Here is a 22,192-nt window from a genome sequence, read left to right as displayed (position 1 = left end):
TTAACACGCCGGCCCAGGTACTTGTCGAGTCAACTATCTGATCCTATAATCTTGCACAGTCAATTATTGCAAGCGCACGAGAATCCATGAGCGACGCCCCCCAGCCGGTTCCCGAAATTGCGAACTACGAACTCAGTGAAAGCGTTGGTTATCTGCTTAGCCGCGTCCGTTCGACGTTGTGGAACAACGTCACGCAACTCACCATGGCCGATCTCGGCATCACCAGCACGCAAGCCAGCATCATGTTCATGCTGGCAAGCGGCCGGAGCCTCGCCGCCGCCGATCTGGCGCGCGAATACGGGATCGACGCGAGCGCCGTGACCCGCCTGATCGACCGCCTGGAAAAGCGCGGGCTCATTACGCGCTTGCGCAGCGAGGAAGACCGGCGGGTCGTCCGACTGGCGCTGACCGAGGAGGGCCGTGCGCTTGCCGGACAGATCCCAGCCATTTTTACGAAGGTGCTCGACCGGCTGCTAAGCGGATTTACGCCAGAGGAAGTAGGCTTCCTCAAAAGCATGCTGCGTCGAATCCTGTTGAATTCGGGCGAGCCCATGTCGGCGGCGCTGCTTGGCATGCAGGAAAAATCCGCTGGCAAATCCTCCTATTGATGTCGCGTCCCACGCCGCTAATTGATGTCCGGGCAATGACGTCACTTTCCCGTTGCCTGATCGGCATCGTAATAAAAATGAAAGAAATTAGTTGCAACGTCCATCTTTACACTTCCTATCAAAGAGCCGAGCGATGAAACTCTTTTATTCGTCCGCGCCCGCGTCCGCACCCGTCGCTGTGCGCGGCGCACTGGCTGCCGCCGTGGCAGCGTTCGCCCTTGCGGGTTGTGCGAACTACGCCGGCATCAAAAGCGACAAGCAAATCGCCCAGCCGCAAAGCGATGCGCTGCAAGCCGCGCAAAGCCTGCCGTCGCAAGGCGGCCAGTGGCCGTCGCTCGACTGGGCGAAACAGTTCGGCGATCCGCAGTTGCCGCAATTGATCGATGAAGCGCTGGCAGGCAATCCGACGATTGCACAGGCACAAGCGCGCATTGCGAAGGCGTCGTCCTATATTGAGTCGTCGCGCTCCAGCCTTTATCCGAAGGTGAACGGCTCGTATTCGTGGTCGCGCGAACTGTACTCCGGCAACGCGCTCTACCCGCCTCCATACGGCGGCTCGTGGTACAGCGAAAACAATGCGCTCGTGAGCGCGTCCTGGGATCTTGACCTGTGGGGCAAGAATCGCGCACGGCTCGATCAGGCGGTCTCGCAGGAGAAGGCCGCCGAAGCCGATATGCAGCAGGCGCGCGTGACGCTGGCCGCCTCCGTCGCGCAGACCTATAACCAGCTCGCCCTGCTCTACGCGCTGCGCGAGGTTGCCCAGCGCGAGATCGCGAACCGGTCGGACATCGGGCGCATTACGAACGGCCGCGTGCTGGCGGGCCTCGACACAAACGTGGAAAGCCGCACTGCCGAAGGCAATATTGCGACGAGCCAGACGAACCTGTCCGAACTCGACGGCCAGATCACGACCACGCGTTTTCAGTTGGGCGCATTGCTCGGCCAGGGTCCGGACCGTGGGTTGAAGATCGCCACGCCGGTGCTCAATACGAAGATCGAGGTAACGCTGCCTGACAACGTGCCCGCGGATCTGATTTCGCGCCGTCCGGATATTGTCGCGGCCCGCTGGCAAGTCGAAGCGGCGACATCGAATGTCAAGGAAGCGAAGGCCGAGTTCTTCCCAGACATCAATTTGTCGGCGGCAGCAGGTTTCGATGCGTTCGGGTGGAGCCGTTTTCTCAACTTTGGCAGCCGTCAGTTCAACGCGGGGCCAGCCATACACTTGCCGATCTTCGACGCTGGCGAATTGCGCTCGCAGTTGAAGGGCCGCTACGCGGACTTTGACCTGGACGTAGCCAATTACAACCAGACCTTGATTAACGCGCTCAACGACGTCGCCACGCAGATCGCATCGATCCGCTCGGTGGATCAGCAAACCAACGATGCCGCGCGCGCCCTCGATGCCTCGACGCATGCATATCAGCTTGCCGTGATTCGCTACAAAGCGGGTTTATCGCAGCAACTGCAAGTGCTCACCGCCGATCAGAACCGGTTGGCGAACGAGCAGACCGTGACGAATCTGCGCATGAAGCGCCGTGACCTGCAACTGGGTCTCATCAAGGCGCTAGGCGGAGGTTTCGACGCCGCGGACACGAACCTGGCCATCGACGGGCAAACGTCGAAAATCGCACCGTCGCAGACCGCGTCGACTGCGTCCAAGACAGCTAACTGAATCGACTAGCAGCAACCCAAGACAGAGAATACGGAGCCATTCATGAGCGACCCTCAACAAAACGCCGCGGCAGCGCCGGCGCCAAAAACCAACAACACCAAGCGCCGGGTGCTGATGAGCCTGATCGTGCTGGTCGTGATCATCGCGGCTATCGCTTACGGGCTGTACTACTTCCTGATCGCGCGTTTCCACCAAAGCACGGATGACGCTTACGTGAACGGCAATATCGTGCAGATCACGCCGCAAGTGGTCGGCACGGTGATCTCGGTGAACGCCGACGACACGCAAACAGTGAAGATGGGCGATCCCCTCGTCGTACTCGACCCCGCCGACTCCAAGGTCGCGCTCGATCAGGCCGAAGCGAATCTCGCGCAGACGGTGCGCCAGGTGCGCACGTTGTTCGTCAACGACAACCAGTACGCCGCGCAAGTCGCGCTGCGTCAGTCGGATCTCTCGCGTGCACAGGACGACTTGCGCCGCCGCATGACGATTGCCCAGACGGGCGCAGTCTCGGGCGAAGAAATCTCGCACGCCAAGGACGCTGTGCGCGGTGCGCAGGCATCGCTCAACGCGGCGCAACAGGAATTGCAGTCGAACCGTTCGCTGACATCGAACACGACCATCGCCAGCCATCCGAATGTGCTCGCCGCTGCCGCGAAGGTCCGCGATTCGTACATCAACTACGCACGCAACACCATGCCGGCGCCCGTGACGGGTTACGTCGCGAAGCGTTCCGTGCAGGTCGGCCAGCGCGTCTCGCCGGGTAATCCGCTGATGGCAATCGTGCCGCTGAACGGCGTATGGGTCGATGCCAACTTCAAGGAAGTGCAGCTCACGCACATGCGCATTGGCCAGCCGGTTGAACTCACCGCCGACGTGTATGGCTCCGGCGTCGTGTTCCACGGCAAGGTGATCGGCTTCTCGGCAGGCACGGGCTCGGCGTTCTCGCTGCTGCCGGCGCAAAACGCAACCGGCAACTGGATCAAGGTCGTGCAGCGTCTGCCGGTGCGGATCGGACTTGACCCGCAGGAACTTGAGAAACATCCGCTGCGCATCGGTTTGTCGATGAACGTGGACGTGACGATCAAGGACGAAAACGGCGGCCAGCTCGGCACCGCACCGAACACCGTGTACCAGACCGACGTGTTCGCCAAGTACGGTGATCAGGCCGACGCCGAGATCGCCCGCATTATCGAAGCGAACGAAGGCAGTTCGGGTACGGGTACGGGCGGCGCGCAGAAGTCGTCGAAGGAAAATGTTCAGCCCGCGTCAAAGCAAGACCTCGCCAAGCTGATGTAAGCGCTCGCACACGTTTTCCCGGAACCGTTCTATGTCTCAACCAAACGCCGTTCATCCGCCGCTAGAGGGCGCGAAACTCGTGATCGGTACGATCGCGGTGTCGCTCGCGGTGTTCATGAACGTGCTCGATACGTCGATTGCCAACGTGTCCATTCCGTCGATCTCCGGTGACCTCGGGGTAGCGGCGGATCAGGGCACGTGGGTGATCACGTCGTTCGCAGTCGCCAATGCAATCTCAGTGCCGCTGACCGGCTGGCTCACCCAGCGGTTTGGTCAGGTGCGTTTGTTCATGACGTCGATCGTGCTGTTCGTGATCGCTTCGTGGTTGTGCGGACTTGCGCCCACCCTGCCCTTTTTGCTCGCCGCGCGCGTGTTGCAGGGTGCGGTCGCCGGTCCAATGATTCCGCTTTCGCAGACCTTGCTACTCGCGAGTTATCCCAGGGCCAAGGCGCCGATGGCGCTTTCCATGTGGTCGATGACCACGCTGATCGCACCGGTCGCCGGGCCGATTCTCGGCGGCTGGATCTCGGACAATATCTCCTGGCCGTGGATTTTCTACGTCAACATTCCTGTGGGCATTGTCGCGGCCGTCGCTACGTTCATGATCTTCCGCGAGCGTGATTCCGTGATCCGCAAGGCGCCTATTGATACGGTGGGTCTCGGGCTCCTCGTGATCTGGGTCGCCTCGCTGCAGATCATGCTCGACAAGGGCAAGGATCTCGACTGGTTCAATTCCACCACCATTGTGGTGTTGACGCTGATCGCGGTGATCGCGCTGGCATTCTTCATTGTGTGGGAGCTGACGGAAGAACATCCGGTCGTCGACCTCTCGCTCTTCAAGCTGCGTAATTTCACGGGCGGAACAGTCGCGCTTGCGATCGGATATGGACTTTACTTCGGCAATCTCGTGCTGCTTCCTCTGTGGTTGCAGACCGACATTGGCTACACCGCCACCGATGCGGGGCTCGTCCTTGCGCCGGTCGGCCTGTTCGCGGTCCTGCTCTCGCCGGTGGTCGGCAAGTTCCTGCCGCGCATTGACCCGCGCAAGATCGCGACCGTCGCGTTCCTCGTGTTCGCACTCGTCTTCTGGATGCGCTCACGCTATACCACGGGCGTCGATACGTTCTCGTTGATGTTGCCGACCTTGATCCAGGGTATCGGCATGGCTGGATTTTTCATCCCACTCGTGTCCATCACGCTGTCCGGGTTGCCGGGAAGCCGGATTCCAGCGGCATCGGGGTTGTCGAACTTCGTGCGGATCATGTGCGGTGGCATCGGGACATCGATATTTTCGACGGCCTGGGACCATCGGTCGAATGTTCATCACGCGCAGCTTGTGGAGCAAGCCAATTTATATAACCCGAACTTTACCGCTTCCATGCAGCAGTTCGGCGCAGCGGGCTACAGCCCGTCTCAGGGGTACGGGCTGTTCAACAGCATGGCGACGCAGCAGGCCGCACAGTTGGGCGTGAACGATTTGTTCTATATATCGGCGGCAATTTTCGTTGCGTTGATTGCGTTGATCTGGATCACCAAGCCGGAGAAATCCGGCGGCGGGGATTCAGCGGCCGCGGCTTCGGCGGCGCATTGAAGTTTGTTTGATCTGCAAAGAAAGACGCCACGAAATTTCGTGGCGTCTTTTTGCATTGCATTGGCCGATCTTCAAGCCGCCGACACCACCAGCCGCTCCGGCGCCAACACACCTTCATCCGCTCGCGCGACACCGAGCAAACGCCGGTCATCGCGGGAATAGACACGCACGCGGTCCGCCGTCGCCGGCGCATCAAGAATATCCGATAGCTTCAGCCGCTGCCCTTGGCAGAAACGACGCGTGGCGTCGGCGTCGAGATGAACGGCCGGGAACGTCGACAACAACGCATCCACCGGTTGCAGCCAGCTATCGCGCTCGGCTGGCGCCGCTTCTGCAAGGGTGTCGAGCGTAACCGCATGCTCGAGCGTCAACGCGCCCACACCTGTGCGCCTCAGCGCAACCAGATGCGCGCCACATCCCAGCCTCTCGCCCATATCCTCGGCCAGCGTCCGCACATAAGTGCCTTTGCTGCACGTCACGCGAAACGTCACATCCGGCAACGCGCACGCGATCAAATCGAGCGCGTGAATGGTCACATTGCGCGCTTCACGCTCGACCGTCTGCCCGGCACGCGCGTACTCGTACAACGGCTTACCGTCGCGCTTGAGTGCGGAATACATCGGCGGAACTTGCGCGATCTCGCCACGGAAGTGAGCCATGGCAGCATGAATAGCGGCTTCGTCGCAGGTCACATCGCGTGTTTGCAGCGCTTCGCCCTCAGCATCGCCTGTGGTTGTGCGCACGCCGAGACGCATGGTCGCTTCGTAGGTTTTATCGGCTTCGAGCAGATCCTGCGAAAACTTGGTCGCTTCGCCAAAACACAGCGGCAGCAGACCTGTCGCGAGCGGATCAAGCGTACCGGTATGCCCGGCCTTCTTCGCAAGATAGATTTTCTTGGCACGAATCAGCGCGTCGTTGCTCGACAGTCCGAGCGGCTTGTCGAGCAGCAACACGCCATCCAGCAAACGACGCGGGATCTTCGGGCGGGTAGAACCGTTCATCGATCAGGCGCCCTTCTCGTCGTCGAGTTTGTTTTCTTCCACGTCGTCGGCTTTGTTTTCTTCTTCGTCGTCCTTCGCGCGCGTGGAATTTGCTTCGTCGATCAGCTTCGACATTTCCACCGCCCGCACCACCGTCTGGTCGTAGTGGAAATGCAGCGTCGGCACGGTATGGATATGCAGGCGCTTGAACAGCAGATTGTGCAAATGCCCCGCCGCATGGTTCAACCCGGCTTCCGTTTCCTTCGGGTCGCCGGTCAGCGTCGTGAAATACACCTTAGCGTGCGCGTAATCAGGCGTCAGTTCGACGCTCTGAAACGTCACCATACCAATGCGCGGATCTTTGACATCGCGCACCAGTTCGGAGAGATCGCGCTGGATCTGATCCGCGATCTGAACATTGCGGTTGGGTGAAGTACGTTTCTTGGCCATGATGTTTCCGTAAATTTGTATGCGCCGGACTCAGTGGTGAGCGCTCAGGGGCGTCCATCCAGGCAAATAAAAAGGGCGGAGCGGGCGTGAAGCCCCCTCCGCCCTCGAGTCCAGCGGTGAATCTTTTATAGCGTACGCGCGACTTCGGTCACTTCGAAGATCTCGAACTGATCGCCTTCCACCATGTCGTTGTAATTCTTCAGCGACATACCGCACTCGAAGCCCTGACGCACTTCCTTCGCGTCATCCTTGAAGCGCTTGAGCGAATCGATTTCGCCCGTGTGAACGACCACGTTGTTGCGCAGCACGCGCACCATCGAGTTCCGCTTGACGAAGCCTTCGGTGACCATACAACCCGCGATCGCGCCAATCTTCGGCACACGGATGATCTGGCGCACTTCCACCATACCCGTGATCACTTCGCGCTTCTCCGGCGCCAGCATGCCGGACATGGCCGCCTTAACTTCATCTACAGCGTCATAGATGATGTTGTAGTAACGAATGTCGATACCGTTCGACTCCGCCACCTTGCGTGCCTGAGCGTCGGCCCGCGTATTGAAGCCGATGATGACCGCCTTCGACGCCGTTGCCAGGTTGACGTCCGACTCGCTGATCGCGCCGACCGCGCTGTGCACGATCTGCACGCGCACTTCGTTGGTCGACAGCTTGACCAGCGACTGCACCAGCGCTTCCTGCGAACCTTGCACGTCGGCCTTGACGATCAACGGCAGGTTCTGCACGTTGCCTTCCGTCATGGACTCGAGCATGTTTTCGAGCTTCGCTGCCTGCTGCTTTGCCAGCTTGACGTCGCGGAACTTGCCTTGACGGAACAAAGCGATTTCGCGCGCCTTGCGTTCGTCCGGCAGGACCATGACTTCTTCACCAGCGCCCGGCACTTCCGACAAACCCTGAATCTCGACCGGAATCGACGGACCCGCCGACTTGATCGGCTTGCCGGTTTCATCGAGCATGGCCCGCACGCGACCGAAGGCCGAACCTGCCAGCACGATGTCGCCGCGATTCAATGTGCCCGACGTCACCAGGATGGTCGCGACCGGACCCTTGCCCTTGTCGAGCTTCGCTTCGATCACGAGACCCTTGGCAGGTGCATCGACAGGCGCCTTCAGCTCCATCACTTCAGCTTGCAGCAAAAGGTTTTCCAGCAAGCTTTCGATGCCGACACCCGTCTTCGCAGACACTTCGATGAACGGCGAATCACCACCGTATTCTTCCGGCACGACGCCTTCGGCCACCAGTTCCTGCTTCACGCGCTCAGGAGCCGCACCCGGCTTGTCGATCTTGTTGATCGCCACGACGATAGGCACGCCACCCGCCTTCGCGTGAGCGATGGCTTCCTTCGTTTGCGGCATCACGCCGTCATCGGCTGCGACCACCAGAATCACGATGTCCGTTGCCTTTGCACCGCGAGCACGCATGGCCGTAAAGGCCTCGTGACCCGGCGTGTCCAGGAACGTAATTACGCCGCGAGGCGTTTCCACGTGATAAGCGCCAATGTGCTGCGTAATCCCGCCCGCTTCGCCGGAGGCTACCTTCGCGCGGCGAATGTAATCGAGCAGCGAGGTCTTGCCGTGGTCGACGTGACCCATGACCGTGACCACCGGAGGACGCGGCAGGCGTTCGCCCACTTCTTCCTGCGTTTCGCCTTCGGACAGCAGCGCTTCCGGATCGTCCAGCTTGGCCGCAACCGCGCTGTGACCCAGTTCTTCGACGACAATCATCGCCGTTTCCTGGTCCAGCACCTGGTTGATCGTGACCATCTGGCCCAGCTTCATCATCACCTTGATGACTTCCGAAGCCTTCACCGACATCTTGTGCGCCAGATCCGCCACCGACACGGTTTCCGGCACGTGCACTTCCCGCACCACCGGTTCCGTCGGTGCCTGGAAGTTCGTCTGATCCTGATGCTTGCCACGACCCTTCGGGCCGCCGCGCCAGCCGCGGTCTACACCGCCGCTGGTGTCGCCACGCGTCTTGATACCGCGACGCTTGGCTGCATCGTCCTGCCAGCTGCTCTTGCCACCGGCCTTCTTCTTGTCCGGTCCCAATGACGGCGTGGTCGCCGCCGGTGCGCCTGCAGCCGGCTTCTTCGCCACTGCCGGGCGGGCAGGCGCAGAACCTTCCGGACGTGCCGGCTTGTGCAGCGTACCCTTGGCTTCCGCAGCCTTCGCGCCTTCCGCCGCCTTGGCGGCGACAACCGCTGCAGCGGCAGCAGCCACGGCGGCAGGCGACGGCTCAGGCGGTTTCGCCTGTTGAGCCTTGCGCGGCGTATTCATCATTTCGCGGATAGCACGCGCTTCGGCTTCAGCCGCCGCGCGGCGTTTCGCAATCTGGTCATGCTCTGCACGTGCCTTTTCGGTCGCGGCGCGCGCGGCGTCTTCCGCCTTCTTCGCAGCCTCGCGTTGAGCGGCGCGCTCGGCAGCGGCCTTCTCGTCGACCTGCGGCGCGGCAACTTCTGCCTTCACCGGTTCGTCAGCGACGTGTTCCGTCTTCGACTCCGCGCGGGAGTCCTTGCGCGCTGTAGACGCAGCACGCGAGATTTCCGCGGCTTCCGCCTGAGCGGCAGCACGCTTCGCCTCTTCTTCCTCGGCACGGCGACGCTCAGCTTCAGCAGCCGCTTCATGCGCGACCCGCTCAGCCTCTTCGCGCTCGAAGCGTTCCTGGCGCTCCTTCAACTCCAGCGCTTCTTTCTCGAGCAATTCGGCGGCGTGACGCGCCTCTTCGTCGCGACGCTGCAATTCGGCTTCGTCCACTTCGTCTTCTTCGACGTGGTTCGCACCTTCAACGACCTGTTCAACACCGCTCTGATCGCGCTGCACGAACACGCGCTTCTTGCGGACCTCGACCTGAATGGTGCGAGCTTTACCCGTAGAGTCGGACTGTTTGATTTCCGACGTATGCCGGCGGGTCAAAGTGATCTTGCGTTTGTCGGCATCGGCGGAACCGTGGGACTTCCGCAAGTGTTCGAGCAGGCGCGACTTGTCCGTCTCGGACAAGTCGTCATCCTCGCTCGCTTTCGTGACGCCAGCCGCCTGCAATTGCTCGAGCAGGACGCCCGCAGGCATTTTGAGTTCCGCGGCAAATTGGGCTACGTTGTTACTCGCCATTCATTCCTCTTGATGCAAGGACAAATTCCCTGCTGTTTGATCGGGGTCATGCGGCCTAACGGCCGCGATATGTCAGTGCGCCATGGTCATTTCTCACTGGAACCAGTGTTCACGTGCTTTCATGATCAACGCCTTAGCGGCATCCTCTTCAATACTGGTCATCTCGACCAGTTCATCCACAGCCAGCTCCGCGAGGTCGTCGCGTGTCCGGATTTGATGTTCTTCGAGCTTCGCGTACAACTCATCCGTCATACCTTCGAGGCTCTTCAGGTCGAGCGCTACACCCTCGACCTTCTCTTCATTCGCTATCGCCAACGTCAGAAGCGCATCACGAGAGCGGTTGCGCAATTCGTGAACGGTATCTTCGTCGAAGGCTTCGATTTCGAGCATTTCGTTGAGCGGCACATACGCGATCTCTTCGAGGCTGGTAAAGCCTTCGTCGATGAGAATGTCGGCCACTTCTTCATCAACGTCGAGTCGCGCCATGAACAGGCTGCGCAACGTGCCACGCTCTTCATTCTGCTTCAGCGCGGACTCGTCCGGCGTCATGATATTGATTTGCCAGCCGGTCAATTCGCTGGCAAGACGCACGTTCTGGCCGCTGCGGCCAATGGCGACCGCCAATTCGTTCTCGTCAACGACGACGTCCATCGAATGTTTCTCTTCATCGACGACGATCGACTGTACGGCAGCCGGCGCGAGCGCGCCGATCACGAACTGAGCGGGATCCTCTGACCATAGCACGATGTCGACGTTCTCGCCACCGAGCTCATTTCTCACCGCCTGGACCCGCGAACCGCGAATCCCGACGCAGGTGCCAATAGGGTCGATGCGCTTGTCGTAAGCAATCACCCCGATTTTCGCACGCACGCCAGGATCGCGCGCGGCCGCCTTGATTTCGAGCAGACCCTGCTCGATTTCCGGCACTTCCATTTCAAACAGCTTCATCAGGAACTCGGGCGCCGTGCGCGAGAGTTCGATCTGCGGACCACGCGCTGTACGGTCAACCTTCGCAATGTAGGCGCGAACCCGGTCGCCGACCCGCAGGTTTTCCTTCGGAATCAACTGGTCGCGGCGCAACAGCGCTTCCACACGACCCGATTCGACGATGAAATTGCCCTTGTCCAGACGCTTCACCGCGCCGGTCATGATCTTTTCGCCGCGTTCCAGGAAGTCGTTCAGGATCTGCTCGCGCTCAGCGTCGCGAACCTTCTGAAGAATCACCTGCTTCGCGGCCTGCGCACCAATCCGGCCGAACTCGATGGACGGAATGGGTTGCTCGATGTATTCATCGATTTGCGCGTCGGGCTTCTCTTCCTTCGCTTCGAACAGCAGGATTTCCTGGTCGGGTTCCTGCAGGCCGGCTTCGTCCGGCACCACTTTCCAGCGACGGAAGGTTTCGTGCTCGCCGCTCTCGCGATCGATTGCCACGCGGATATCCACGTCTTCCTCGAACAGCTTCTTCGTTGCCGAAGCAAGCGCTGCTTCGAGCGCTGCGTACACCACGTCCTTGTTGACGTTCTTCTCGCGCGCCAGCGCATCCGCCAGCATCAAAACTTCGCGACTCATTGTTTGCGGCTCCTAAAGTCAACTTTGGGGACGAGACGTGCTTTATCGAGGTCTGCGAGCGTGAAATCGAGCATCGCAGCGCCGCCGTCCTTCCCTTCGAATTCCAAACCGATCGACTCGCCGTCCGGGGCATGCAGGATGCCACGGTACGACTTGCGCCCGTCCAGCGGCTTCTTCAATGTGATAGTGACTTCGCTGCCTGCGAAGCGTTCGAAATCCGCCATTTTCTTGAGCGGACGATCGAGACCCGGCGACCCGACTTCGAGCCGTGAGTAATCGATATTCTCCACTTCGAACAGATACTGAAGCTGACGTGTGACTTTCTCACAGTCTTCAATCGCGATGCCGGCGGGCTGGTCGATGGAGATACGCAGCAAACCGCCTCCCGCGCGCTCGATATCGACAAGTTCGTAGCCCAGGCCCGAGACTGTGGTTTCGATGATTTCCGTCAGTTGCACAGTGAAAGACTCCAAGATGTTCGCGCGCTCCACGCCGAACACCTGCGGACCGCGCCTTGAGCTGGCGCACTTTCGTTGCCCCAAGATGCTGAACCGAACGGCCAAAAAAAAATGGGCGCAACGCCCATCCTTCTGTGCCGAGATCACATCCGGGCGGCGAAACAAACACCATGCCCAGCGACTTCGTGATTTTAGCCATTTTTCGGGATAAACGCAACCAATGCGCCCTGTATATAGCCATTTGACGGCCATTTACAAGGCAAATCGAAGGCATTCATCACGCTTTTGTCGGACTTTCCCCGAGGCTAAAGTCATCGTGCTGAATTTCATGGACGACCGAGCGGGCAATCAGATTGACCGCTCGGTCGTCCTGTTACATGCCACGCCGTCGGAACCTCTGAGGTTCGTGTCGGCGCGGCATCCAAGCTTACCGTCCGCGCGTCCGGTTGCGCGGAGCCGGGCGAGCGCCGCCGCGGCCTGCGCCGCCTGCGTTACCGCCGTTACCTTGCGCACCAGCGCCAGCCGGACCTTGACGGCCACCTTGGCCGGTGCGCTTGCCGCCGCCGTTGGCCGACCGTCCGCCTGCGCCATTGCCGCTACCCATGGCAGGTGAACCGGGCGGACGACTGCCGCGCGGGCCGCCAGCGGAGCCGCCCGGACGCGGGATCGCACGGTTGCCATTCGCTTCGCCGCCCGCGCGATTGCCGTTTGCTTCCCGGCCGCCATTGCTGCCACGCGCGCCATAACCACCGCCGCCGCTGCCGCCATTGCCCGCATAACCGCTACCCGAACCGCCACCGAATCCGCCGGGTGCGCCGCGCCGTCCGCCCGGGCCGCCAGGACCACCCGGGCCGCCGCGTGTAGGCGTCGTCTGGGCGAATCGGCCATGCGAGCTGAGCACGGGCTCACGCGTGATGATGCCCATCGAGGTTTGCAGCGGATCTGGCTGAATGCGCGGTGCAGCGCTGCGCGCGCCCCGCTCTTCGGCCGGCGCTTTCAGTCCGACCGATGCCAGGAGACCACGCACTTCGTTATCTTCGAGCTCTTCCCAACGGCCACGCTTAAGCCCCTTGGGCAACGCGATCGGGCCGTGCCGGGTACGAATCAGCCGGCTCACCATGAGGCCGGCCGCTTCGAACATGCGGCGCACTTCGCGGTTGCGGCCTTCAGCCAGAGCCACGTGATACCAATGATTCGTGCCTTCGCCGCCGCCATCGCGGATACGAAGGAAATTCGCCGGACCGTCTTCCAGCTCCACGCCGTGCAGCAGCTTCTGACGCATGCCTTCCGACAATTCGCCCACCACCCGCACCGCGTATTCACGCTCGACGCTGTAACGCGGATGCATGAACCGGTTGGCCAGGTCGCCCGATGTGGTCAGCAGCAACAACCCTTCGGTGTTGAAGTCGAGCCGTCCGACCGCAAGCCATTTAGCCGTTTTCATCGGCGGGAGGTTGTCGAAGACCGAAGGACGGCCTTCAGGATCTGCGTGACTGACGATCTCGCCCGTCGGTTTGTGATACAGCAGGATGCGCGGCGGTTTGCTCGCGAGCTTGCGCTTGACCGGCTTGCCGTTGATGCGGACCTGATCGGTCGGCATGATGCGCTGGCCGATGTGCGCCGGTTCACCATTCACCGATACCCGCCCGGCCACGATCAGCTCTTCCATGTCGCGGCGCGAGCCCATGCCCGCTTCGGCCAGCACCTTGTGCAGCTTCGGTGTGTCGTCATCCGCTTCGAGCACGCGTTTTTGTGGGGCGCTACTACGGCCACGACGCAACATGGGAGCATTCACGCTACCCGAGGTGTTGTCAGCGTCAAATGCAGGCGATGTCACATAGGCGAAGACGTCGTCCTCGGTACCTGCCGCGGCGGTTGCCGGCGCCGGCATTGCTGGTGTGGCCGAATCATCGCGGCGACCGCGCTTTTGAGCCTGTCCGGGTTGTTGAGCCTGCCGCGCCGGGCGACGGCCACCTTCACGCGGCGCCTGGCCTTCGCGAGCGCCGTCAGCCGACCCTTCACGCGCAACGCGGGGCTTGCCACCCGTTGCGGCCCGTACGCCGTCTCCATTACCCGCGCCGTTGCGCGGCCCACGTGAGCCTGCATCCTTGCGCGGCATGCGCACCTGCGCTGCGACCACGCCATCCGGGGGCGCCTCGGCGATTACACCAGCCGGCGCCGCACCGTCGGCGCCCTTCGTCTTGGCGACGGCGCGACGGCGGGCGATCAGGCTGCGAGGCCCGCGCCGCAAGCCGCGACGCGGACGGTCTTCGCCCTCGGCGGGTTCGTCGTTGCGTGTGCGTTCGCCTGCATCGGCCTGGCCATGTGCTTCATCGGCACGAACGGGGCGCTCGGATTCGGGCGAATCGCTGTCGTGGGAATGTGTCAAAACAACCTCAATTGTGTCGGGTCGCGCGCCCGTCGCAGGCGCGTCAAAAAATCCGGCCGATGGTGATTAGCAGCCGAATGAAGGTTCGGGCAAACAGGCCTCAGGCGCGGCGCGCAGTCTGGTCGTCCGGTGCGTTGAATTCGTCGGTTTCGTTTGATTCGTCCGGCGCATTCGATGCGTCGAACAGCTTCGATGCATCCGGTGTATTCGCGTTGTCAGCGCCATCGGATTCATCTGCGGCATGCGGTAATGCGTGTCGCGCAGCGTCGCTTGTCAATGCGCCGGCATCCGGCGCCACCTCGCGACGGTTAACCGCGTCGCCGGGCGTTGCTTGTAATTGATTCCGGCTGATACCCGCATCCGCTTCGAGCAGTTCCGAGCCAGTCAGGGACACCGCTTGCTGCGGTTCGAATTGCGCCGCTGCGTTCGTTTGCGCATCGGCGTTCTCCTCATTCACAGCCTCGTCATCGCCGGCTGGTGAATGCAAAAACGGTTCACCTTCCGGATGGACTGCTTCGTCCGCCATGGGTTCCTGCGAATGCAGCGGCTCAATTGCCTCATGCGTGGTCGCGTTCGGAGCATCCGGCGACAAAGCGGGTTCGCCCTTCGATTCCAGCCCTTGCGCGAGCGCGGCGCCGATTGCCGCGGCGTCGTCGCCGGGGAAATCGATCGCATGCTGCGCGAGCAACGACGCTTCCAGCTGCGCCGACGGGTTGTCGAGTGCGGGCAGTTCATCCAGCGCGCTCAAGCCCAGGTCGTCCAGAAACTGTTTGGTGGTGGCATAGAGCGCTGGCCGGCCCGGCACGTCGCGATGACCGATCACCTCGATCCAGCCGCGGTCTTCCAGTTGCTTCACGACCTGCGTGTTCACCGTAACACCACGAATTTCTTCGATGTCGCCACGCGTAACAGGCTGCCGGTAACCAATGATCGCGAGCGTTTCGAGAACGGCTCGCGAATATTTTGGCGGCTTTTCCGGGTGTAGCCGATCGAGATAGGCCCGCATTGCAGGTTTGCTCTGAAACCGCCATCCGGACGCCAGCGCCACGAGTTCCACGCCGCGTCCCGACCAATCCTGCTTCAGGGCGTCGAGCAAGGTGCGAACCGTGTCTGCTGAGATATCGTCGGCAAAAAGCTTGCGCAACTCGGCGAGTTTCAGCGGCTCCTGCGCGCAGATCAAGGCAGTCTCGAGGACGATCTTCGCCTCTTGGGTATTCATGCAGCTAGATAGGACCCTGTATGGTCTATGAACCGGTCAAGTCAGGCCGAATCGAATGACGCCGACTACTCGAACCATTCGCAACGCTCAGACTGGAAAATCGTGGACGAGGATACTGACGACGCGCTCGCCCGATTTCTGATCGGTCATATTGATTGGGAGCACGCACCGGGGGGACGCAAAACACGGGATCAGATCCTGATCGCCGAGCTTTTCCCAGCCGGACGAAGTAGCGCTTTCCAAGGCGGAAGCACGTGACTGGACGCATATTACGCAAAAACAAACGGTGCGTAAAGGTGAAACATTGGGTCGCCGCCGGACTCACGTCTGGCGGCCCTCCAGCGGCCGTCTGAAGTCGAACTCGCGGCACCCTGCCTTTGTTTTACCCCGCTCCCTTGCGGCCCGCCAACCCGCAACCGCTTACCCGCTTACATGCTTACCCGGCCAGGTGCGCTTCCATGAACGCCCGCAGCCGTGCGACCCCGGCGTCCAGGCGGGCGGTGTCGCACGCGTAGCACCAGCGCACAAACCCTTCGCCCTCGGGACCGAACGCGCTGCCAGGCGCAAGTCCCAGCGCGCTCTCGCGCACAAGCGCCTTGCACAGCTCGAGGCTGCGGTTCGCACCCGGTAGCTTGAAAAACAAATACATGGAACCGGCTGGCGCCCGCACATCGATACCCGGAATCCGCTGCAATGCCGTCACGAGGTAATCGCGGCTGGCACGCAGGTTGGCGACCAGCGCTTGCGTAAATTGCTCGCCGTCCTTCACCGCGGCGATTCCGGCCATCTGGACGAACGACGGTGCGCAAGAGGTGTTGTACTCGACCAGCTTGCCCAGATCCTCCATCAGGCGCTCGGGCGCCACGATCCAGCCGAGCCGCCAGCCCGTCATCAGCCAGGCTTTCGAGAACGAGTTCACTGCTATTACCCTTTCGTCACGAGTCGCCAGATCGAGGAACGACGGCGCGACCGCGGCGTCATCGCCGTAATAGAGGCGTTCGTAGACTTCGTCGGCGACCAGCCAGATGCCGAGCTGCCGGCACCGGTCAAGCACCGCCTGCTGATGCTCGCGTGTCATGACCCAGCCAGTCGGATTGTTCGGCGAGTTGATCATCAGCATGCGCGTGCCGGGCGTGAGAGCGGCCAGCAGCCGGTCGAGATCGAGCGTCCAGCCGTTGGTGCCATAAGTCAACGCGACCGTTTCCACCGTGGCGCCGAGAATCTTGGGAATTTCCACAAGATTCGGCCACAGCGGCGTGACCGCCACCACGCGGTCGCCAGCGCCTGCGACCAACTGCGTCGCCAGCATCAGTGCGTTGACGCCAGCGCTTGTCACGGCAATTTCGGCTGGCCGGGTGGCGCCATGCAGCTTGCCGACGTAGCCGGCAAGCGCTTCGCGCAGCGGCGCGATGCCCAGGTTGTGCGTATAGAAGGTTGCGCCGTCGGCGAGCGCACGGTTGGCGGCGTCGCGGATGAACAGCGGCGTGACCTGATCTGATTCGCCGAACCAGAAAGGCAGCACGTCCGGGACACCGAAACCCGCGTTGGCAACCTCACGAATCTGCGATGGGCGCAGCGCACGGACGGCGTCACGTGCATTCGGCGTACGTTCGCCTTCTGCATGGGCGCTTGGCTGGGCGCTTGCATGTGCGCTTGCATGTGCGCTTGCATGTGCGCTTGCATGTGTGCTTGCATGTGCGCTTGCATGTGCATTTGCCAGCGCACCAAGTTCCGAGATGACCGCCCCTTCTGACTCGCTCATTGCCGCCTCCGCCGATGGAAAGCGAAAGTCTAACGCGACACCCTCCGAAAAGCGCTGTACGGCGGCCGCGTTAGCCGTCAGGCCAGTTCTAGGGCGCGTTTCCGGCCTACCACAGGGTGTACAACGGGGCGTACTACAGGGCGTACGACAGGGAAAAGCTGGGATCGCACGAAAAAGGCCGACGAATCTATCGGCTAACCCGATCGAAAAATCGCCTAAGCCAGTTCTTCAACGCGTTTCGGCAATCCCGCAACCAACCCCCACACCGACTCGGCGGCAGGCGACAACGACCGGTCGCGCCTGCGCACCAGTTCGACGGTTCGCTCGACCCTCGGCACCAACGGCAACGCGATCAGCGACGAGTTCGCTGGCAACGGCAGGGCCAGCCACGGCAGCACGCTGATGCCGACACCCGCCTCCACCAGCCCGAACACCGTAGCGGAATGACCCAGCTCCTGCACCACGTCGGCGATAACGTGATGTTCACGCAGCACGGCATCGATAATCGGACGGCTTCCGGAAGCATGGTCCAGCATGACCAGACGTTCGCCGGACAATGCGGCCCACGGCACCTCCTGCGCCGCTGCAAGGGGATGGTCCCGTCTTACGACCGCGCAAAAAGAGTCGGTCATCACGACTTCCCCATACAGGTCGTCATTCGCGTATGGACCGATCGCCACACCGAAATCGACTTCACCAGATTTGACCTTGCGAATCACGTCGCTCTGGAGGTCGTCGCGCAAACCCAGTGAAATCAACGGAAATTCCCTGACACAGGCTGAAATGACGAGCGGCATCAGGCGGCACGCCACGGTCGGACTGGCCGCGACGATTACCCGTCCACGCCGTTGTTGACCAAGATCCCGGATTTCGCGGAGCGCTTCATCGAGGTCCGACAGCAGCCGTGAGACGCTGCCGACGAGATTTGTGCCGACGTCGGTGAGTTGCACCTCGCGGGTAGTCCGGTCGACCAGCTTCAGCCCGATTTCCCCCTCGAGCTCCCGCACGCACCGGCTCACGGCCGACTGCGTCAAGCCGATTTCATCGCCAGCCCGGCTAAAGCTTTGCAGCCTGGCGACTTCAATAAATACGCGTAACTGACGCAACGTCACGTTGAGCGCTCGACTCATACATTTCCCTCATTAATTCATCCCATAGATGCAAATTGTAGATCAAAGCGAACGAAGAAAACGGTTCCATCGGCGGCACGCTGCGGTGCAGCAAAAATGCATTCGCGCACGCAGGATGGGCTTATTGCACTTGATTGGTGATTGTCCCGATTTCATTAACTGCACTTATAGCGTCTCATACGGCCCATGCTGGCACCGCGCCAGCCTACTGCCGCGAGGCTTTCCGACCGATCAATACACGCTTGGCACGGTTCTCGCATTTACTTGCGCAGAGGTCGGCGCCATTGCAGTTTTAAACGCAAATCGTCCGTCGCAATGTCTGCTCCGACCTTACCTGGGTTCGATCTTCGAATTCCGACCAGAGTGCGCGGCGCGGGGCAGCGCACCGGGGTTAGCTTCGCTGAGGTGAAACATGATGTTCGACGATTTAAGAGATAACGAGTGGGCGCTGGTAGAGGCCTTGTTTTGCGCAGAACCGGCACGTAGCGAACGGCGCGGCCGTCCGCGCGTGGAAGCACGCGCTGTCGTCAATGCCGTGTTGTGGGTCCTGTCCACGGGCGAAGGCTGGTCGAAGTTGCCGGGGCGCTACCCGTCGCCGCCGACTTGTCGTCGACGGTTCGACGAATGGCAGGCCGACGGTACGCTCGCCGAAATCGTGAAACGGCTGGGCAACAACGGTCGTGAGGTGTCGTTGCGTGGCCGGATCGGTTCCACTGCTGCGAAACCGCCCGCACCACCGAGCCGCGACCGTTTGCGTGGCGCATTCTGGACCAATCCGGAATCATGGCGCGCGCCGGTCAAGATGGCCTGACAGCTTGGTACAACGCGGTAAGCGGCACGTTCGGGCTGTATGGTCGATCGCTGCGCGGCCCACGCTTGACGACCAGCGCTGTTCGGCTAAATTTACGCGAAGCACCCGCGCGCAGGTTTCCTGCGCTTTATCCCGGCTCCCACCGATGCATTTCCTCGAGTGACGAGCCGTCGGTCTGCGCTCGCAGGCCATTTTAGTCAGTCAAAAATCTGCCGGCAGGCGCTCGCCTTTCGTTGATCGAAAGGGAGCGCATGGCGTGCAATGTCTCCATGCACACGAACGTTGGCGCCGCGCAAACATGCGCGCCGCGAAGACTTGGTGCGTCCAGTCGGAAAACGCGGGAAACAACTCTTTACCAATATTTACAGCATCCTTTCGCGCCCTGGCATAGCTTATGAAGCTGGCTACCGGACCAATACCGGTCCGAAGGGGAGTTTCCATCATGAAACCAATGTCACTGCTGGTGTGCGGCATTGTGCTTTCATCGCTGAGTGCGGCGATTACGGTGCACGCGGAGTCGTCAGCGGGCAACTTTGCGCTGCGCGCGAATGCCGCGAATATGCAAGCCAGTCCGCAGGACTGGAGGAAAGAACCTGTGCGTGACAGCGATATGACCGAAACCGCGCCGCGCGGGGATTTGCGGGGCGATATCGCGAGTAATGCGCGGGCACGGCCGGAATCAGATCACGGAAGTCGCCCGCGTAAGCATTAAGGAGCGTCGATGCAGCAAGTCACCGGCTAAGCGCATAAAGCCGCCGACATACGTCGCATTCAAACCGTATTCAGTCGATAGAGGACCCTTCCGGGAACCCTTGCGCATCGAGCCAGTCCGACGTTATGCCATGAGCGCAGCGTGACAGTAGTAGATCCGGTACGCCCGTATCCTCGTGATACGGGCTTTTTTTGTCGGAGTTTTTCCGCTGTCGTCGTGAGTATGCAGACGAGTGCGCAGACGAGTGCGCAGATTCACAGCCTCACTCATTCGACGCTGAACTCGTCGACGAAGAAATGGCGCTACCGCGGCCGCAACCGTTTGCCCAACGCTCAAGCACCGAAGCACGAGAGCGCTTCGGCGCGGAGTTTGGAAGGTCTTTAAGCGCGCGCTTCGGCCAGGGGTTCCTGAATGACGGCCGGAAAATAAGGTGCGGCGCGGTGCAGATCCCAGTCCATCGAACGCTCGTCGCGTGAGAGACGGGAGAATTCAAGTTTGCCACGCTCGGTCACTACCGCAATGTCCACGGGGGCGTGAAAACCGGGAGCGGGTGCTACGGTGCGCTGTCGGACCAACTCCAGCAGGCCCAGGTCGCGCAGATGGCTGAAAACGTTAGGGCGCCTTGCCCACGGAACTTGACGATACTGAGCTCGCCGGAGCGCTTCTAGTACGGCTTCGTTTGAATACGTGGTCATCTCGTTATATCTTCCAGTGCAGCCGTGACGGCGCCACATGGCAGTAACTGACTGCCAGCGGCACCGACTAAACGCGGCACGCCCCGAAACCAGTCAAAATGCCGACTTCGCGGCCCCTGACCGGAACTCGCAGCCGCCGCTTGCGCTAGGTGCTGCTTATTTCTGCTTACCGCTACTTATAATTCCGAGCGCCCGTTAAACGCGCACTACACAACGCGTCCCGCAGTTCCGGCGATGCATTCTCACGAATGCGATGACCACGAAGCGGATTATCTCGAAAACCTATACGTTACCTCAAACCAAATTGGTTCTTATAACTTTATTGCTGCTTTTCTTTGCACTATTCGCAGTTTGGCGACAACGCCGGCGCGCGGTCGTGCTTGTCTGCATCGTGCTCTTCTGGGCGCTGGGCGCGGGTTGGCTTTCTGCGCCGCTGCTTCACCTTGCGCAGCGCGGGTTCGAAACAAAGTCGACGCCGCAGGACGTGCATTTCGCATCGCGAACGACTTTTATCCTGCTGGGCGGCGGTACGCGTTACGACGCCGACAAACGCCTGGTTCCAAAACGTGATGCGTTCACGCGTATTGTTGTCACAGCCGAGCTGTATCGTGAGTGTCGGCGCGCGGGCGGCGCTTGCCGTGTCATCGTAAGCGGCGGCAATCCCCAGCATCATGAACAAGCTGAAGCCGACAACTACGCACCCTTCCTGCTCGCTCGCGGCGTGAACGCAAGCGATCTCGTGCTCGAAAACGAAAGCCTCAATACATACCAGAACGCTCGCAACGTCGCGAGCATCGTGCAGCCGGAGCGCGACGGAACCCTGGTGTTGATTACCTCTGCTTATCACATGCAACGGTCGTTGCTTGCCTTCAATGTTTTTGGCCTCGACACACAAGCGTTCACCAGCAATGTGCGGCGACCCGAGGCTACATTCTTTCCCCGCTCGCACGGTTTCATCGATGCTGAAACAGCCCTGCACGAACTGGTCGGCATCGTACGCTTTCGTGTGTACCGGAGCTTGGGGCTGTATTGAATCGAATCGACTTGGCACTACGGGTCACGTGTCAAGTTCGTTACTCATCTCGAAATTCAGTACTAGAAACCAATGCGCTTCGCCGGTATTATCGCCGGCTCAGTCAATCGACTGGCCGGGCTGATGCTCTGTTAGAGTCGAACCGCAGTGTCAGCGCTGAAATGTGACGGCACTGTAACTACATGTAACGATTCGCGGGCAGGATCGGTATTTGCTACGCAGCGTGTAATGTCTCGCTAATCGGGACAGGCCAACCCGGGTTCAACGAGTCTATGGAGGTAACAATGAAGAGAATGTCCCTGGCAGTCTTGTTTTCCCTGAGTGCAATGACCAGCGCAGCGTTTGCGCAATCCGATCAGGGCGTCACGATGAGCACGGATCCGGCCAAAATCTCGGATATCGAGCAGCGCGCGCAAGACCTGCAGTCACGCCAGTCGAACATGCAGACCGACATGCCGATGCACAAAAGCACCATGCATCACAAGAAGTCGGGCATGAAGCATTCGAAAGGCACGGCCGAATAAGCGGTCGGGTTTTTACGTCGCAACGACGCGCAAACGTTAGCCTTCTGGCAAGCCGTTCTGCGACAGGTTCGCCCAAAAAAGCCGGATATGACGCACGAGGCGTTGTATCCGGCTTTTGTTCGTTAGCGACGACTTCAGGCAACGATGCGTTCATCGGCGCGGCGT

General features: G+C 60.8%; 17 protein-coding genes and 1 pseudogene. 8 read left to right on the top strand and 10 right to left on the bottom strand.

Annotation, left to right across the window (positions count from 1 at the left end):
* The first annotated feature begins 86 nt into the window (after positions 1-86).
* The 4 genes from BSU04_RS12785 to BSU04_RS12770 all read left to right on the top strand — a co-directional run bounded on the left by BSU04_RS12785 (position 87) and on the right by BSU04_RS12770 (position 5,170).
* On the top strand, positions 87-608 hold the full coding sequence (locus tag BSU04_RS12785; RefSeq protein WP_089160940.1) for a MarR family winged helix-turn-helix transcriptional regulator: 522 nt from the start codon (positions 87-89) through the stop codon (positions 606-608).
* Between the two features lie 133 nt (positions 609-741).
* A complete protein-coding gene (locus tag BSU04_RS12780; protein ID WP_089160939.1) occupies positions 742-2,280 on the top strand; it encodes an efflux transporter outer membrane subunit in 1,539 nt (512 codons plus the stop codon).
* Positions 2,281-2,322: 42 nt separating this feature from the next.
* Positions 2,323-3,579 carry an HlyD family secretion protein gene (locus tag BSU04_RS12775; protein ID WP_089160938.1) on the top strand — a complete coding sequence of 419 codons (1,257 nt, stop codon included), beginning with the start codon at positions 2,323-2,325 and terminating at the stop codon, positions 3,577-3,579.
* Between the two features lie 31 nt (positions 3,580-3,610).
* The gene (locus BSU04_RS12770) at positions 3,611-5,170 is read left to right on the top strand and encodes a DHA2 family efflux MFS transporter permease subunit (protein ID WP_089160937.1); all 1,560 of its coding nucleotides are present in this window, start codon (positions 3,611-3,613) and stop codon (positions 5,168-5,170) included.
* Between the two features lie 71 nt (positions 5,171-5,241).
* On the opposite strand, the gene truB is transcribed toward BSU04_RS12770, so the two are convergent.
* The 9 genes from truB to BSU04_RS12720 all read right to left on the bottom strand — a co-directional run bounded on the left by truB (position 5,242) and on the right by BSU04_RS12720 (position 18,252).
* A complete protein-coding gene (gene truB, locus BSU04_RS12765; protein WP_089160936.1) occupies positions 5,242-6,171 on the bottom strand; it encodes a tRNA pseudouridine(55) synthase TruB in 930 nt (309 codons plus the stop codon).
* A gap of 3 nt (positions 6,172-6,174) precedes the next feature.
* Positions 6,175-6,600, bottom strand: a complete 426-nt coding sequence (rbfA, locus tag BSU04_RS12760; RefSeq protein ID WP_089160935.1) for a 30S ribosome-binding factor RbfA — start codon at positions 6,598-6,600, stop codon at positions 6,175-6,177.
* Positions 6,601-6,725: 125 nt separating this feature from the next.
* The gene (gene infB / locus BSU04_RS12755) at positions 6,726-9,725 is read right to left on the bottom strand and encodes a translation initiation factor IF-2 (RefSeq protein WP_089160934.1); all 3,000 of its coding nucleotides are present in this window, start codon (positions 9,723-9,725) and stop codon (positions 6,726-6,728) included.
* Positions 9,726-9,818: 93 nt separating this feature from the next.
* Positions 9,819-11,294, bottom strand: a complete 1,476-nt coding sequence (gene nusA / locus BSU04_RS12750; RefSeq protein ID WP_089160933.1) for a transcription termination factor NusA — start codon at positions 11,292-11,294, stop codon at positions 9,819-9,821.
* Positions 11,291-11,752, bottom strand: coding sequence for a ribosome maturation factor RimP (rimP, locus tag BSU04_RS12745; protein ID WP_031358953.1), 462 nt, complete (start codon positions 11,750-11,752; stop codon positions 11,291-11,293). The genes nusA and rimP overlap by 4 nt, the downstream gene beginning before the upstream one ends.
* Before the next feature lie 427 nt (positions 11,753-12,179).
* On the bottom strand, positions 12,180-14,141 hold the full coding sequence (gene rluB, locus BSU04_RS12740; RefSeq protein WP_089160932.1) for a 23S rRNA pseudouridine(2605) synthase RluB: 1,962 nt from the start codon (positions 14,139-14,141) through the stop codon (positions 12,180-12,182).
* Between the two features lie 100 nt (positions 14,142-14,241).
* Positions 14,242-15,360 carry an SMC-Scp complex subunit ScpB gene (gene scpB, locus BSU04_RS47560; protein WP_256982610.1) on the bottom strand — a complete coding sequence of 373 codons (1,119 nt, stop codon included), beginning with the start codon at positions 15,358-15,360 and terminating at the stop codon, positions 14,242-14,244.
* 436 nt (positions 15,361-15,796) lie between these two features.
* Positions 15,797-17,122: a pyridoxal phosphate-dependent aminotransferase gene (locus tag BSU04_RS12725; RefSeq protein ID WP_089160930.1), complete on the bottom strand. Its 1,326-nt coding sequence runs from the start codon at positions 17,120-17,122 to the stop codon at positions 15,797-15,799.
* Positions 17,123-17,337: 215 nt separating this feature from the next.
* Positions 17,338-18,252, bottom strand: a complete 915-nt coding sequence (locus BSU04_RS12720; RefSeq protein WP_089160929.1) for a LysR family transcriptional regulator — start codon at positions 18,250-18,252, stop codon at positions 17,338-17,340.
* A gap of 412 nt (positions 18,253-18,664) precedes the next feature.
* Between BSU04_RS12720 and BSU04_RS12715 the strand changes: the two are divergent.
* Both BSU04_RS12715 and BSU04_RS12710 read left to right on the top strand, forming a co-directional pair.
* Positions 18,665-19,060, top strand: a pseudogene (locus tag BSU04_RS12715) (transposase); the annotation flags it as partial.
* A 445-nt stretch (positions 19,061-19,505) separates the two neighbouring features.
* On the top strand, positions 19,506-19,775 hold the full coding sequence (locus BSU04_RS12710; RefSeq protein ID WP_089160928.1) for a hypothetical protein: 270 nt from the start codon (positions 19,506-19,508) through the stop codon (positions 19,773-19,775).
* Positions 19,776-20,155: 380 nt separating this feature from the next.
* Here BSU04_RS12710 and BSU04_RS12705 read toward each other — a convergent pair whose 3' ends face one another.
* A complete protein-coding gene (locus tag BSU04_RS12705; RefSeq protein ID WP_089160927.1) occupies positions 20,156-20,470 on the bottom strand; it encodes a hypothetical protein in 315 nt (104 codons plus the stop codon).
* A 376-nt stretch (positions 20,471-20,846) separates the two neighbouring features.
* Between BSU04_RS12705 and BSU04_RS12700 the strand changes: the two genes are divergently transcribed.
* Together BSU04_RS12700 and BSU04_RS12695 are read left to right on the top strand one after the other, a co-directional pair.
* A complete protein-coding gene (locus BSU04_RS12700; RefSeq protein ID WP_306427190.1) occupies positions 20,847-21,503 on the top strand; it encodes a YdcF family protein in 657 nt (218 codons plus the stop codon).
* A gap of 284 nt (positions 21,504-21,787) precedes the next feature.
* Positions 21,788-22,027, top strand: a complete 240-nt coding sequence (locus BSU04_RS12695) for a hypothetical protein (protein WP_089160925.1) — start codon at positions 21,788-21,790, stop codon at positions 22,025-22,027.
* Positions 22,028-22,192 lie beyond the last annotated feature (165 nt).

Origin of the sequence: Caballeronia sordidicola, assembly GCF_002220365.1 — a bacterium.
Taxonomy (GTDB): Bacteria; Pseudomonadota; Gammaproteobacteria; order Burkholderiales; family Burkholderiaceae; genus Caballeronia; species Caballeronia sordidicola_C.
This window is presented reverse-complemented; position numbering and strand designations above follow the sequence as displayed.

Coding starts and splice junctions, on each gene's coding strand:
- rbfA (WP_089160935.1), bottom strand. CDS start 6,600: ATGGCCAAGAAACGTACTTCACCCAACCGCAATGTTCAGATCGCGGAT.
- truB (WP_089160936.1), bottom strand. CDS start 6,171: ATGAACGGTTCTACCCGCCCGAAGATCCCGCGTCGTTTGCTGGATGGC.
- BSU04_RS12705 (WP_089160927.1), bottom strand. CDS start 20,470: ATGACCACGTATTCAAACGAAGCCGTACTAGAAGCGCTCCGGCGAGCT.
- BSU04_RS12695 (WP_089160925.1), top strand. CDS start 21,788: ATGAAGAGAATGTCCCTGGCAGTCTTGTTTTCCCTGAGTGCAATGACC.
- BSU04_RS12785 (WP_089160940.1), top strand. CDS start 87: ATGAGCGACGCCCCCCAGCCGGTTCCCGAAATTGCGAACTACGAACTC.
- scpB (WP_256982610.1), bottom strand. CDS start 15,360: ATGAATACCCAAGAGGCGAAGATCGTCCTCGAGACTGCCTTGATCTGC.
- BSU04_RS12710 (WP_089160928.1), top strand. CDS start 19,506: ATGAAACCAATGTCACTGCTGGTGTGCGGCATTGTGCTTTCATCGCTG.
- BSU04_RS12720 (WP_089160929.1), bottom strand. CDS start 18,252: ATGAGTCGAGCGCTCAACGTGACGTTGCGTCAGTTACGCGTATTTATT.
- nusA (WP_089160933.1), bottom strand. CDS start 11,294: ATGAGTCGCGAAGTTTTGATGCTGGCGGATGCGCTGGCGCGCGAGAAG.
- BSU04_RS12770 (WP_089160937.1), top strand. CDS start 3,611: ATGTCTCAACCAAACGCCGTTCATCCGCCGCTAGAGGGCGCGAAACTC.
- BSU04_RS12775 (WP_089160938.1), top strand. CDS start 2,323: ATGAGCGACCCTCAACAAAACGCCGCGGCAGCGCCGGCGCCAAAAACC.
- BSU04_RS12780 (WP_089160939.1), top strand. CDS start 742: ATGAAACTCTTTTATTCGTCCGCGCCCGCGTCCGCACCCGTCGCTGTG.
- infB (WP_089160934.1), bottom strand. CDS start 9,725: ATGGCGAGTAACAACGTAGCCCAATTTGCCGCGGAACTCAAAATGCCT.
- BSU04_RS12725 (WP_089160930.1), bottom strand. CDS start 17,122: ATGAGCGAGTCAGAAGGGGCGGTCATCTCGGAACTTGGTGCGCTGGCA.